The 12,670-nt window shown below is 65.9% G+C and carries 12 protein-coding genes; 6 read left to right on the top strand and 6 right to left on the bottom strand.

Going from position 1 to position 12,670, the window contains the following annotated elements; all coding sequences use genetic code 11:
* Window positions 1–40 precede the first annotated feature (40 nt).
* Window positions 41–835 carry an IclR family transcriptional regulator gene (locus tag QTI24_RS02645; RefSeq protein ID WP_286598141.1) on the bottom strand — a complete coding sequence of 265 codons (795 nt, stop codon included), beginning with the start codon at window positions 833–835 and terminating at the stop codon, window positions 41–43.
* Window positions 836–942: 107 nt separating this feature from the next.
* On the opposite strand from QTI24_RS02645, the gene QTI24_RS02640 reads away from it, so the two are divergent.
* The 6 genes from QTI24_RS02640 (at window position 943) to QTI24_RS02615 (ending at window position 6,953) form a co-directional block, all read left to right on the top strand.
* Entirely contained in the window at window positions 943–1,926 is a 984-nt protein-coding gene (locus tag QTI24_RS02640; protein ID WP_503011188.1) for a Bug family tripartite tricarboxylate transporter substrate binding protein, read from the top strand.
* 125 nt (window positions 1,927–2,051) lie between these two features.
* Window positions 2,052–2,741: an RraA family protein gene (locus QTI24_RS02635; protein ID WP_286598138.1), complete on the top strand. Its 690-nt coding sequence runs from the start codon at window positions 2,052–2,054 to the stop codon at window positions 2,739–2,741.
* The gene (locus tag QTI24_RS02630) at window positions 2,738–3,664 is read left to right on the top strand and encodes an NAD(P)-dependent oxidoreductase (RefSeq protein WP_286598137.1); all 927 of its coding nucleotides are present in this window, start codon (window positions 2,738–2,740) and stop codon (window positions 3,662–3,664) included. The genes QTI24_RS02635 and QTI24_RS02630 overlap by 4 nt, the downstream gene beginning before the upstream one ends.
* 33 nt (window positions 3,665–3,697) lie before the next feature.
* Entirely contained in the window at window positions 3,698–4,678 is a 981-nt protein-coding gene (locus QTI24_RS02625) for a Bug family tripartite tricarboxylate transporter substrate binding protein (RefSeq protein ID WP_286598136.1), read from the top strand.
* Window positions 4,679–4,707: 29 nt separating this feature from the next.
* Window positions 4,708–5,616: an SMP-30/gluconolactonase/LRE family protein gene (locus tag QTI24_RS02620; protein WP_286598135.1), complete on the top strand. Its 909-nt coding sequence runs from the start codon at window positions 4,708–4,710 to the stop codon at window positions 5,614–5,616.
* Window positions 5,617–5,672: 56 nt separating this feature from the next.
* Window positions 5,673–6,953 carry a DUF3422 family protein gene (locus QTI24_RS02615; protein ID WP_286598133.1) on the top strand — a complete coding sequence of 427 codons (1,281 nt, stop codon included), beginning with the start codon at window positions 5,673–5,675 and terminating at the stop codon, window positions 6,951–6,953.
* Between the two features lie 5 nt (window positions 6,954–6,958).
* On the opposite strand, the gene QTI24_RS02610 is transcribed toward QTI24_RS02615, so the two are convergent.
* The 5 genes from QTI24_RS02610 to QTI24_RS02590 all read right to left on the bottom strand — a co-directional run bounded on the left by QTI24_RS02610 (window position 6,959) and on the right by QTI24_RS02590 (window position 12,663).
* Window positions 6,959–7,372 carry a PaaI family thioesterase gene (locus tag QTI24_RS02610; RefSeq protein ID WP_286598131.1) on the bottom strand — a complete coding sequence of 138 codons (414 nt, stop codon included), beginning with the start codon at window positions 7,370–7,372 and terminating at the stop codon, window positions 6,959–6,961.
* Window positions 7,373–7,402: 30 nt separating this feature from the next.
* Entirely contained in the window at window positions 7,403–9,331 is a 1,929-nt protein-coding gene (locus tag QTI24_RS02605; RefSeq protein WP_286598129.1) for a hybrid sensor histidine kinase/response regulator, read from the bottom strand.
* A 145-nt stretch (window positions 9,332–9,476) separates the two neighbouring features.
* Window positions 9,477–9,704, bottom strand: a complete 228-nt coding sequence (locus tag QTI24_RS02600) for a hypothetical protein (RefSeq protein ID WP_286598128.1) — start codon at window positions 9,702–9,704, stop codon at window positions 9,477–9,479.
* Window positions 9,705–9,769: 65 nt separating this feature from the next.
* On the bottom strand, window positions 9,770–11,236 hold the full coding sequence (locus QTI24_RS02595) for a patatin-like phospholipase family protein (RefSeq protein WP_286598127.1): 1,467 nt from the start codon (window positions 11,234–11,236) through the stop codon (window positions 9,770–9,772).
* Window positions 11,233–12,663 (bottom strand): TolC family protein, encoded by a 1,431-nt coding sequence (locus tag QTI24_RS02590; RefSeq protein ID WP_286598126.1) that lies wholly within the window; start codon window positions 12,661–12,663, stop codon window positions 11,233–11,235. The genes QTI24_RS02595 and QTI24_RS02590 overlap by 4 nt, the downstream gene beginning before the upstream one ends.
* Window positions 12,664–12,670: the final 7 nt, after the last annotated feature.

Here is a 12,670-nt window from a genome sequence, read left to right as displayed (position 1 = left end):
CCCGCCGCGGGGCTCGTACGGCGAACATTCTCACCGCGGGCTAGGGGTGCCAGGCGGACACTACCTTCGGTGTCTGCGGCGTCGAGCTTCCGGCGAGCGCGTAGGACAGTTGATTGGCGGCCTTGATGATCGTCTTCGCGTGCCGCAGCAACTTGTTCTTCGGCAAGCGATCGGCAGGCCCCGAGATGCACACCGAACCGAGCAGCCGCCAGTTCAGGCCGAAGACCGGCGCGGACACCGTCGCCACGCCCTCCTCTCTCTCGCCAATGGAGAAGTGGTAGCCGCGCTGCCTGATCTCTTCGTACAGGGCGCCAGGCTCGCCTGAAAAGGCGAGGATGACCCGGCCCGGCGAGCCCTTGTCGAGCGGAAGGGCCGAGCCCATTCGCGCATGGTGGCGGATGGGCTGCGGCCCCTCGACCCGCACGATGCACGTGCGGATGTTTCCTTCGCGCACATAGAAGGCCGCGCTCTCGCCGGTCGCCTGCGTCAGCTCACGCAGCATCGGCTCGACGACGTTGTTGACGTCGAAGGCTGCCTGATAGCGCGCTCCAAGCCAGCCAGCGGCCGGCCCCAGCCGCCATTCGCCATCCTCGCGCTGGACGACGTAGCCGCTGTGGGCCAGCGTTCGGAGAAGCCTCAAGGCCGTGGTCTTGTGCTGGCCGCTGCGGCGCGTCAGCTCCGCGAGGGAGAGGCGCTGGTCTTGCATGCCGAACGCCTCCAGCAACTGAAGAGCCCGTTTAACGGCAGTGACTCCTCCGGATTCCTGGCCCTCGGTCGCGACTTCCGCATCGACGGATCCGCTGGTTTTCTTCTCTTGGACATTGTTTCGCTGCATGGGTCATGGTCCGTCTGGTGCAACCCCATTGTACGTATCGGAACGCAAATCTACAGTCCGTCCATGCCTGAAGAGGCCCCGAACCAGATCACGAACCGGAGACAACCTTGCCTATCTCGAAGCTCGAACTTTCCCGCCGCGCCGCACTGCTCGTCGTCGCATCCTTCGCCAGTTGCGCTGCATTCGCGCAGGCCTATCCCTCGCGGCCGATCAAGCTCATCGTGCCCTTTCCGGCCGGCGGCGGCACCGACGCCATCGCCCGTGAAGTCGCGACCAAGGTCGCGACCCAGCAGGGCTGGACGCTGATCGTCGACAACAAGCCGGGTTCTGGCGGCAACCTTGGCGTCGATGCTGCCGCCAAGTCGGCGCCGGACGGATACACCATCGTGCTCGGGCAGACCAGCAACCTGGCCATCAATCCCACGCTGTACTCGAAGCTGCCCTACAGCCCGCAGAAGGATCTGGCGCCGGTAGGGCTGGTCGCCAGTTCGCCGTTGGTTCTCGTCGTCGCGGCAGACTCTCCCTACAAGACGCTGGCCGACGTCATTGCCGCCGGCAAGGCCAAGCCCGATGCGATCAACTACGCAAGCTCGGGCAGCGGCACGGTCGCCCACCTGGCGGTCGAGCAGTTCCAGAAGGTCGCGGGCGTGAAGTTCACGCATGTGCCCTACAAGGGAGCGGCGCAGGGCGCGACCGATCTGATCGGCGGGCAGATCCAGCTCTACATGTCATCGGTCCCGACCCTGATCGGCCACATCCGCAGCGGCAAGATGCGCGCGATCGCGGTCACGTCGGACAAGCGCGTCAACGACCTGCCCAATGTGCCCACCGTTGCGGAGTCCGGCTTCAAGGGCTTCGAGGCGGTGACCTGGTTCGGCATTGCCGGGCCAGCCTCCATGCCGAAGGACGCCGTGGCCAAGCTCAACGTTGCCTTCAACAAGGCTTTGCAGGACGCCGACGTGAGAAAGAAGCTCGAAGGCCAGGGCGCGGATGTGCTCGGCGGCACGCCCGAGCAATTCGGCAAGTTGATCCAGGACGACATCGTCCGCTGGGGGAAGGTCGTCAAGGACTCCGGCGCCAAGGTCGACTGACCTACCACTCCACCTGATCACCGGCGCGCCGGAAACCCAGTCGGCACCGCATGTGCGACCCGGCATGGCGCAGCCATGCCCTGCCCTTCATCTCCCTTTTGCCTCCCTTCATCGAAAGACCCATCATGAGCCACCCACTCCCCGAGATCATTCGCGACTTCGAGCGCGTTCCCGCCGACATCGTCAAGCAAGCCTCCGAATTCCAGCCGGCGATCCTGGCCGACGTGGCCGGCCGCCGCGGCGCGCTGCATGGCCGGATCAAGCCCCTGCGCAGCCGAATGAAGGTCGCCGGCCCGGCCCTGACCGTCGAGGTGCGGCCGGGTGACAACCTCATGATCCATGCAGCGATTGCGCTGGCGAAGCCTGGTGACGTCCTCGTCATCGATGGCAAGGCAGACCAGACCTCGGCGCTCATGGGCACCATCATGATGACCGCGTGCCGCCAGCGCGGCATAGCCGGCGTCGTCGTGGACGGCGCGGTGCGCGACAGCCTGGAGATCGACGAGATGGACTACCCGGTGTTTTCGGTCGGCACGAATCCGAACGGCCCGACCAAGAACATCGGTGGCCGCATCGGACATCCGGTGACCGTCGGCGGCGTGACGGTGCGCGCCGGGGACTTCGTCATCGGCGACGGCGACGGCGTGATGGTCGTCGAGCGCGAGAAGATCGAATCGCTGGTCGGCGCGGCGCGCAAGAAAGTGCAGGACGAAGCGAAGCGCATCGCAGCGATCAAGGAAGGCAATACCTCCGCCTCGTGGCTCGACGGCGCGCTGCGGGCCGCCGGCGTCCTCAAGGAAGGAGAGACGCTATGAGCACCATTCTCGTCACCGGCGCGGACCTGGCGCCGCAAGCCCTCGAACTCCTGCGAGGGCACGAGGTGATCTTCGCCGGCAAGACACCGAGCGAAGACGACGTGGTGGCGCTCTGCGCGCGGCACGATCCCGCCGCGATCATCGTTCGCTACAGCAAGGTCGGCGCGACGGCGATGGATGCGGCGCCCTCTCTGCGCGTGATCTCCAAGCACGGCAGCGGCACCGACACGATCGACAAGGCCGCAGCCGGAGAACGCGGCATCGAAGTCGTCGCCGCGGCTGGCGCCAATGCCGCGGCCGTCGCCGAGCAGGCGCTGGCGCTGATGCTCGCCTGCGCAAAGTCCGTCGTATCGCTCGATGAGCGCATGCACGGCGGACATTGGGACAAGGCCACGCACAAGAGCCTCGAACTGAATGGTCGCACCGTGGGGCTGGTCGGGCTGGGCGCGATCGGTCTGCGCTTTGCGCGGATGGCCAATGCCCTCGGCATGCGTGTGATCGGCTTCGATCCGTTTGCCAGGAACGTGCCCGACGGTCTGCAACTGGTCGACATGCCGACGATCTGGCGTGAAGCCGACGTGATCTCCCTGCATTGCCCGCTGACCGAGGAAAACCGCAAGATGGTGAATGCGGAAACGCTGGCGAAGACTCGTCGCGGCGTGATCCTGATCAACACCGCGCGAGGTGGCCTGATCGACGAAGACGCACTCCTTGCCGCCGTGCGCTCGGGCCAGGTGATGGCCGCGGGCCTGGACAGCTTTGCGGTCGAGCCGATGGTCGCCGGGCATCCCTTCCAGGGTGAAAAGGGATTCGTCCTGAGCCCGCACATCGGTGGCGTGACCAGCGACGCCTACGTGAACATGGGGGTTGCCGCAGCGAAGAACGCGCTGGAGGTCCTGGCGAAGCAGCGGGCGACCGCCTGACAGCCCTGTTCGCAATCCATCAGGAGACATTCAATGAGCATTTCAAGCAAGGCCATGCGGGTCGCGCTGTGTACGGTGGCGCTCTGTGCTGCCGGCGGCGCCGCCTTCGCGCAGGGTGACTACCCCTCGAAGCCGGTCCGCATCGTCGTGCCGTATCCGCCCGGAGGCGCGGTCGATCAGGTCACGCGTCGCATCGCACAGAAGCTCACCGAACAGACCGGGCAGAGCTTCTTCGTGGAGAACAAGGCAGGCGCCACCGGCACGATCGGCGCGCAGCAGGTCGCCAAGGCCGCGCCGGACGGCTACACCTTGATGGCGAACGACACGACCTACTCGATCCTGCCGCACGTCTTCAGCAAGCTTCCGTTCGATCACGAGCGCGACCTGCTCCCGGTTGCCGCCTTCAACTTCGCCCCGATGGCCTTGGTGGTCGGCGCAGAGTCCCGCTTCAAGACTCTGTCGGACCTGCTCGGCTACGCCAGGGCGAACCCTGGCAAGCTCAACTACGGAACCGGCGGCGCCGGAACGACGCCGCACTTCTCTACCGAGGCCCTGGCCAGCGCAGCGAAGATCGATGTCACGCACGTTCCGTTCAAGGGCGCAGGCGAGGCCACGCTGGCCCTGCTGTCCGGCACCATCGATTTCCAGATCGCGTCGACACCCGGCGTGATGGGCCAGGTCAAGGGCGGCAAGGTGCGGCTGCTGGGCATCAGCGGCGACAAGCGCCTGGCGGCATTGCCGAATGTTCCGACCTTCGCCGAGGCTGGCATCAAGGACTACAGCGTCATCAACTTCACGGGGCTCTGGGCACCCAAGGGAACGCCTGCGGCGGTGATGCAGCGCTTGCAGAAGGAAGTCGCAGCGGCCATGGCGAGCCCGGACGTGCAGAAGTTCTCCGCCGATCTCGGTTCGGTGCCTTCGGTGGTGTCGGGCGATGCCTTCACGAAGATGCTGCGCGACAACACGCAGTTGTGGAGCGCGGTGGCTGCAGCCGCCAAGGTCGAGAAACAATAGTCGGCCCTCTGATCCACCAGGAGATTCGCATGCTGCTGCAGCCGCCCGAAGTCCGCGATCTCGACGTCTTCACCCGCATGCCGGAGCGCTGGCGACGAACCGGCCAGCGCTCGGCATGGGCCGACGCGAACCGCGGCGGGGCACCCGTCGACAGCTTCCTCGAAGGACCGGTCTTCGATGCCGCCGGCAATCTGTACGTGACCGACATCCCGTGGGGACGCATCTTCCGCATCGACCCCGCTGGCCACTGGGAACTGGTCGCCGAGTTCGACGGCGAGCCCAACGGCATGAAGTTCGCCGACGAACGCACGCTCGTCATCACCGACTACAAGAACGGCCTGATGGCGCTCGACGTGGTCAGCGGCGTGGTCAAGCCCTACCTGGAGCGACGCAACAGCGAGCGCTTCAGGGGCTTGAACGACCTGATCTTCGATTCGCGCGGCAACCTCTACTTCACGGACCAGGGGCAGAGCGGAATGCACGAGCCTACGGGTCGTGTCTACCGGCTCGCTCCGGACGGCCGCCTCGACCTGCTGCTGCATAACGTCCCGAGCCCGAACGGCGTGGTGCTCTCGCCGGATGAACGCGTGCTTCATGTCGCCGCGACGCGGGGCAACTGCGTCTGGCGGGTGCCGCTGATGCAGGACGGCAGCGTGGCGAAGGTCGGTCAGTTCTTCACCTCCTACGGACCGAGCGGCCCCGACGGGCTTGCCATGGATGAAGAAGGTCGCCTGCTCGTGGCGAACCCCGGCCTCGGCTACGTGTGGGTGCTGAACCATCGCGCGGAGCCGGTGATCGTCCTGCGGAGCATCGAAGGCATGTCCCTGACCAATATGGCCTACGGGGGACCGGCACGCAAAGTGCTCCACTGCACCGAATCCGCGACCGGCACGATCCTGCGCACGACGCTGGAGGTGCCGGGCCTGAAGCTGCATTGACGGGGAGGCATGACACACTGCGCACCAACTTTCACGACTAGTACGACAGGCCCGTCATGCACCTGGTTCCCCACCCTGAACGAGCATCGCTTCACAACGAAGTTCACGCCCGCCCGCCCGAGGCCATGACGGCGCCATTGGGGATTGCGCATCTGGTCATGCTCGCCGATTCAACGCAGCGGGTCGAGAGTCGCCATCACCTGGGCGTGCTCTTGCGCGATCATCATGTACCGCCACCTGACGAGCACACTTCCCATCTGCGCGTCGACCTGGGAGCCTTTCGGCTTCGGTGGGAATTGCACACGGAGTTCGTCACCTGGACATTCACGGTGCGCCTCAAGGACAACGAACTGGCGGCCAAGCAACTCGCCAACGCGATCGAGGCGGTGCCGCAAGAATGGCTGAGCGGTCTGCCCGGCCAATGCCTCAGCAGCATCAATATGTGGGTCCTTCCCGGGTCTCGAACCTCCGGAGACACCTGGCGCCAACAGGTTCTGAGAGAAGACGCCCTGTTGGGTTCGGCCGTGGCGAATTACCAGGCCGAAGTCTTTGCCGACTTCGTCATTCAGCCGAACGGCTCTTCTCGCTTCCTGGTGTATGCAGATGCGTTGCCGCCACGCAGATTGGGCAGGCTGGTGCAGCGCCTGCTGGAGATCGAGACCTACAGGATGGCTGCGATGCTGGGATTGCCAGCGGCGCGAAAGGCCGGTGCTGCCTTGGCGAGCGCTGAGGGCGATCTGGCAGAGATCGCGCTCGCCATCCGGAGCGCCGAGCGGCACGAGGAACCCAAGCTGCTCGATCGGCTTACCCGGCTGGCCGCACACGTGGAAAGCCAATACGCGGCGACACACTCCCGGTTCTCGGCGAGCACGGCCTATTTCGAGCTGATGGATCAACGCATCACGCAGATCGACGAGGCACCACTGGAAGGCCTGCAGACCATCGGCGAATTCATCGAGCGGCGCCTGACGCCGGCGCGCAAGACCTGCGAGTGGGCGGCACGGCGCCAGGACGCGCTGTCAGGGCGCGTTTCCCGCGTGAGCAACCTCTTGCGCACAAGAGTCGAGATCGAACAACAGCAGAGCAGCCAGGCATTGCTGGAAGCGCTGAACAAGCGCCAGGATCTGCAGTTGAAGCTCCAGGCGACGGTCGAGGGCTTGTCGGTGGCTGCCATCACCTACTACATCGTCGGGCTGGTGAGCTATCTGGCCAAGGGTGCCCAAGGCATCGGTTGGCCGTTTTCTGTCGAATCCACCACCGCATTGGCAATTCCGCTGGTGGGAGCCAGCGTCTGGTTGTCGCTGCGGCGCTTGCATCGAAGCATGTTTTCGCACTGAGGCGTCTAGAGATCCGCGAGTATCCCGGTCGATGTGGCTTCCGCCGCGAGCTTGCCTTCGGGGTTGTAGAGCGCAGCCTCGAGAAAGGTCACGCGCTTGCCGCGCCGGATCACCCGCCCCTCGACCCAACCCTCGCCCGGGCCCACCTTCTCGTAGAAGCTGACCTTGATTTCCAGGCTGAAGACCGTCTGCGCATGCCCGGTGTCGTGAATCACCGCATGCGCCATCGCCGCGTCGAGCCAGGCCGTGATGAAGCCGCCCTGGGCGATCGTGCCGTTCGTGTGGCAATACTCGCGCCGAACCGTGAATTCGGCCTTGAGGGCCTTGCGGTCAGGGTCCCATCCGGTCACGTGGAAATTGCCCATCGATTCGCTCAGCGCTTGGCCCGAGCGGATTCGTGCGTCCAGGTCGTCGTTCATTGAGCACTCTCGTTCATGAAAGGCTATGGCTCAGTCCCTCGTCGCCCGGAAAATCGCTTCGGCGAGTTGGGCCTGGTCGAAAGGCTTGGAGAGCCGCAACGTCAGCGGGCCCAGGTCGGCGGGCAGATCCGCATAGCCGGATGCGAGGATCAGCAACAAATCGGGCCGCTCGGCACGCAAGACCTCGAACAGCTGGGCTCCAGTCATGCCCGGCATCACCTGGTCGGAGATGACGATGCCGACGCCCGGCGTGCCCCGGACCAGTTCCAGTGCCTCCTTCGCACTGCCGGCACACAGCACCTTATGACCGAGGTCCTCCAGCATGGATGCCGTGCCCGCGAGCACCAGGGCGTCATCGTCGACGGCCACGACCAGGTGCGCGGCAACTCTCTCACGAGCTTCCGGCACAGGCGTCGGGGCGGGCGCCGGTGGGCTTGCCTCGGTCGAGACCGGCAACCAGAGCAAGGCGCGTGTCCCGGCGCCTTCGGAACTCTCCAGCACGAACTTGCCGCCTGATTGGATCGCCAGGCCGTGAACCATGGGCAGGCCCAGGCCCGTTCCCCTTCCGACGCCCTTGGTCGTGAAGAACGGCTCCATGGCTCGCGCGAGCGTCGCGGCATTCATCCCGCTGCCACTGTCGGCGAAAGAGAGGCGAAGGTACCCGCCTTTCGCGAGCTTGTCGGCCGGCGTGCCCTCGACCTCGCTCGCCTCGAGGGTGAGCGAGCCACCGTTGGGCATCGCGTCGCGCGCGTTCACGGCGAGATTCAGGATGGCCAGTTCGAGTTGGTTGTGATCCACCCTGACGGGGCTCAGGCCGGCCGGGAAATTCGCGTCGATGCGAATCGTCGGGCCCAGCGTGCGTTCGAGCATTTCCCGCATGCCGCTGATCAGCGAAGGAACATCGACATTCACGGGGCGCAACTCCTGCCGGCGCGCGAACGCGAGCATCCGCTGCGTGAGCGACACCCCGCGCTTCGCTCCCTGAACCGCGTTGTCAAGGAGGCGGTGCAGCCGCTGGTCTTCCGGCAGGCCCCGGCGCAAGAGTTCCAGACTGGTGAGGACGACCATCAGCAGGTTGTTGAAGTCGTGGGCGACGCCGCCGGTGAGCTGCCCGATCGCGTCCAGTTTCTGGGACTGGAACAGTGCTTCCCTGGCCTGCTCGAGGGCGAGCTGCGCCTCGCGTTTTTCAGTGATGTCGCGGGTGACCTTGGCAAACCCGATGAGGACCCCCTTCGCGTCGAAGATGGGATCGATGACGACGTTGGCCCAGAACTCGGTGCCGTCCTTCCGCACCCGCCAGCCCTCTCCCTCGAAGCGGCCTTCGGCCGCAGCCGTCGCGAGCGCCTTGGCAGGAAGGCCGCGCTCCCGATCCTGCTGCCGGTAGAAGCGCGAGAAAGAGGTCCCCACGACCTCGTGCGGCGCATAACCCTTGGTTCGCTGCGCACCGGCGTTCCAGTTGGTGATGACGCCATCGACGTCGAGCATGTAGATCGCGTAGTCGGTCACGGCCTGCACCAGGAGCGTGAACTGCTCCTCGCTGCGGCGCAGGGCCTCTTCAGCGGCACGCCGCTCGGTGAGGTCGCGGGTCACCTTCGCAAAGCCCAGAAGCTCCCCGCCATGAGACACGATGGGATTCACCATGACCTGCGCCCAGAACCGCCCGCCGTCCTTCTTGCGGCGCCAGCCTTCCGCTTCGTAGCGTCCCTCCCGGGCAGCGGTGGCCAGGGCCCGCGTCGGCAGGCCGTCGCGAACGTCGTCAGGCTCGTAGAACACGGAAAAGTGCCGGCCTACGATCTCCCCTTCGGAGTAACCCTTGAGCCGCTGCGCACCCGGATTCCAGCTGACGACGAAGCCTTCGCTGTCGAGCATGTAGATGGCGTAGTCAGCGACCGCCTCCACAAGCAGACGGTATCGCTCTTCGGTGCTGAACCTGGTCGTGAGTGGCGAGGGGTGTTCCACTGGGTCGGGGTGTTCCTGGTGCGGAACATTATGAATCGCAGCAGGTGAAAAGCGACGAGGTGCAGTCCTACATCGGTGTCGCTCCGCGCGATTCAACTTCTGAGTCATGAAAGGGCGACGCACGTCGGAGCCCCTTTGGCCGAAATCAGTCGACCCAGGGTCCCCCCAGCATGGCTTGTATATACGCCGCGACTTTCACCAGGTCCTCGTCGGACATCGGGATCGGCGGGGCGTCCACAAGGTGCTCGGAGACCAGGTGCAGCTTGGCCGCGGCATTGGGCTGCTCCTGGAGCAGCACCGCGATCGCCGCAGTCTGGGCGACAGCTCGGAGCTCCAGCGAACGGAGGCGCGCGTTGACTTCTTCCAGTTCCATCGTTTCCCTTCCTGGACCGGAGTCCACGTTGAAGCATCTGGATTCTGCTTCGGAAAAGGGCCAGCCTAGTCCTTCGAGGTTGAACGGGGTGCCGGTCTCGGCTCGGCAACCAGGGTACCGTCCACGTCCTTCAGCAGGCGCTTGAACTCGGTCGAACCGGAGATGATCGTGCCCGCCGCAGCGCGCAGGCGATCGACCGCCTCGTCGGGCAGGACGAAGGTCGTCGGTTGCTGGTTGAGATAGGCCAGTTCCGCCTCGTCCTTCAGCGCGGCGAACGAGACGTCGATGGCATAGATCTCGGCGTCCGGCCCGCGTATCGCTGCCGCAAGCGCCGGGTCCTTGTTGTCCGCCATCGCCGCCGACTTGCGGATCTTGCCCATCGTGTTCCAACGTGCCGCCATGTCCCTGAGCAGTTCGACGGCTTCAAACGAATAGCGATCGATCGGAACGCCGCTCGACTTCAGCAGGATCTGCACGCTGCCGGGAGGCGACTCCGATTCGTCCCATTGGGTCGGCGGCACGGACAGCGAGTTGACGATGAAGACGACGATCCGCTTCGCACTGTCGAGTTGCGTCGGCATGCCGGCTTCCTGCATCGCCTCCAGGATCTCCAGCGAATCGAGCACGCCACGCATGCCCACGTTGTCCGACACGCCGCCGTCCACCAGATGGAGGTAGGGTCGCTTCTTGCTGTCTTCGAAGTCCCCGAGCGACCTCAGGGAGCGTATGGCCCGCGCAGCGGGCCGCGGCGGGTTGTCGGTGTCGGTGAAGCGCTTCACCCAGGCGGGAGGCGTCATGCTGCAGGTGCCGCCGTAGTTGTTGAGGGTGACCGGCGACAGGACCACCGGCACCGCCGACGAGGCGGCGGCGGCACGCGACAAGGGCACGGCGTTCAGATCTGAGCAAAGGACGTCGAACACGCCCTGCTGGAACACCACGCGGGCGCCGCTCGAAATGTCGGTCGCCGATGCGAGGATCAGCGGCCCCTTGCCGCGGTTCAGGTCGCCGAAGGTGGCGTTGTTGAAAAGAACCTCGTCGTAAAGCTGCGACGCCAGTTCGGAGCGCCCCCATCCCAACGACGACAGCTTGACCCAGTTGCCGGGGTTCAGCGAACGGGAAATGATCGCGCCCTGCACGTCGCGCTTGAGAAAGCGCTGCTCGTAGTCGTCGAACAGCTTGTCGCCGTAGAGGCCATAGGCCAGCGCGGTGAAGCTGCCGCCCGATACGCCGGTGATGATGTCCACCTGGTCGATCAGGCGGCCCCTGCCCTTCGGAGTGACGATCTCGGTGCGGCGCAGGTATTCGAGGACGCCGTATGAGAAAGCGGCGGCGCGAGTGCCGCCGCCGGAGAAGGCGAGGATGACCAGCGCGTCCTTGTCCTTGACCTCGGCCTGCCGCGTCTCGAAACGGTAACCGCTGCTCGGATTCGCCTGGCCGATCGGTGGGTTGATCGGGCGGGTAGCACACCCCCACAGCAGCAAGAGACAAGCGCCAAGGCACCCCAGGGCAATGCTCGATCGGGTCGTGGTCATGGCCGCTTCTCCTGGCCCTGCAGGGCCGATTCGATTTCAGTGCCAGGACCGAAGCCACCGCCGAGTGCCAGCAGGAGATTGACACGCTGCACGCGGCGTTCGGCCTGGACGCGCAGGAGTGTCGAACGCGCGGCGTACACACTCATCTCCTGCTGGGTCACGGTCCGCAGGTCGCGCGAGCCTATGCGGTAGCGGGAGTTCTCGATGTCGAGCACTTTCTGCGCATCCCTCGCTTGCGCATCGAGGATCGGCTCGCGCTCGCGCAGCGTGGCTTCCTCCGCCAGTGCCGTCTCGACTTCGTTGAAGGCCTTGAGCGCGGTCTGCGCCCAGGCGGCCACGGCCTGCTGCTGCTCGGCCTTGCGCGCCTCGACCTGCGCCAGCAGCGCGCCGCCGTGGAACAGCGGCGCGATCAGGCCCGCGCCGATGCTCGCGCTCGGGTTGTCGCGATCCTTCAGCACGAACATCTCGCTCGTGATCGACGAGATTCCCGCTGAGAGCGACACGCGTGGAAGCCGCGCGGCCTGCGCCTCCTGGGTGCGATCGAAAGCCGCCGCGACCCGGCGCTCGGCGGCGACGATGTCCGGCCGTCGTTCGAGCAGTTCGGACGGCACGCCCGCGCCGACGGGCATGTCGATGCGCGGCCACGAGGCAGCCGGTTTCACGTCCGCGCCCGGATAGCGGCCGAGCAGCAGTTCGAGCGAACGCAGCGACTTCGAGTAGGCCAGGTCGAGCTGCCGCTCCGCATCGACGAAGGTCTTCAGGTTGGCCTGCGCCTGCACGACATCGCCCTCGCTCGACGCACCGATGCGCCAGCGCTGATCCGCGAGCTTGACCGACTGATTGCTGGTATCGATCATCTGGCGCGCGAGCTGGCGCTGCAGTGCCGCCTCGGTCGCGAGGAACCACGACTTCGCGACGAGCGCCGCGATCGATTGCCGCGCCGCCGCCAGGTCGGCCTGCGTCGATGCGTATTGGTCTTCGGCGGAACGCCGGGCGTAACGCACGCGGCCCCACAGATCGATCTCCCATGAGGCCGAGATCACCCAGCCGTTGAGGCCCGAACCATCGCCGCCCATCTTGCCGCCGCGCCGGCCGATGACGTCGATGGCGGGCCATATCTGCGCGCCCGCGGCCTTGACACCCGCAGCTGCCTGCTCGACTCGCGCGGCCGATGCGCGAAGATCGTTGTTGTAGGCGAGCGCTTCAGCGACCAGCTGGTTGAGCACCGGGTCGCCGAAGCCTGCGATCCAGTCGTCACCAACGCTGCCGGGCGCCGCGCCGGCCTTCCATGCCGCCGGCGCCGGCGCGTTGGGCAGCGCCTCGCTCGCGAGCGAAGCGCGGTCCGGCGGGGACTTCAGCGCACACCCCGCCGCGCCGAGTGCCGCAAGCGCGATCGTCGACCAGAAGCGGATGGAGTGCGTGCGCATGATCGAC

The organism is Variovorax sp. J22P240 (assembly GCF_030316855.1).
Classification (GTDB): domain Bacteria; phylum Pseudomonadota; class Gammaproteobacteria; order Burkholderiales; family Burkholderiaceae_C; genus Variovorax.
Note: the sequence above shows the minus strand (reverse complement) of the source record. Positions and strands in the feature narration are given on the sequence as shown.

Bases quoted from the DNA above. Each gene is read 5' to 3' on its own strand.
- QTI24_RS02645 (WP_286598141.1), bottom strand. From the start codon at position 835: ATGCAGCGAAACAATGTCCAAGAGAAGAAAACCAGCGGATCCGTCGAT.
- QTI24_RS02635 (WP_286598138.1), top strand. From the start codon at position 2,052: ATGAGCCACCCACTCCCCGAGATCATTCGCGACTTCGAGCGCGTTCCC.
- QTI24_RS02630 (WP_286598137.1), top strand. From the start codon at position 2,738: ATGAGCACCATTCTCGTCACCGGCGCGGACCTGGCGCCGCAAGCCCTC.
- QTI24_RS02625 (WP_286598136.1), top strand. From the start codon at position 3,698: ATGAGCATTTCAAGCAAGGCCATGCGGGTCGCGCTGTGTACGGTGGCG.
- QTI24_RS02620 (WP_286598135.1), top strand. From the start codon at position 4,708: ATGCTGCTGCAGCCGCCCGAAGTCCGCGATCTCGACGTCTTCACCCGC.
- QTI24_RS02615 (WP_286598133.1), top strand. From the start codon at position 5,673: ATGCACCTGGTTCCCCACCCTGAACGAGCATCGCTTCACAACGAAGTT.
- QTI24_RS02610 (WP_286598131.1), bottom strand. From the start codon at position 7,372: ATGAACGACGACCTGGACGCACGAATCCGCTCGGGCCAAGCGCTGAGC.
- QTI24_RS02600 (WP_286598128.1), bottom strand. From the start codon at position 9,704: ATGGAACTGGAAGAAGTCAACGCGCGCCTCCGTTCGCTGGAGCTCCGA.
- QTI24_RS02595 (WP_286598127.1), bottom strand. From the start codon at position 11,236: ATGACCACGACCCGATCGAGCATTGCCCTGGGGTGCCTTGGCGCTTGT.
- QTI24_RS02590 (WP_286598126.1), bottom strand. From the start codon at position 12,663: ATGCGCACGCACTCCATCCGCTTCTGGTCGACGATCGCGCTTGCGGCA.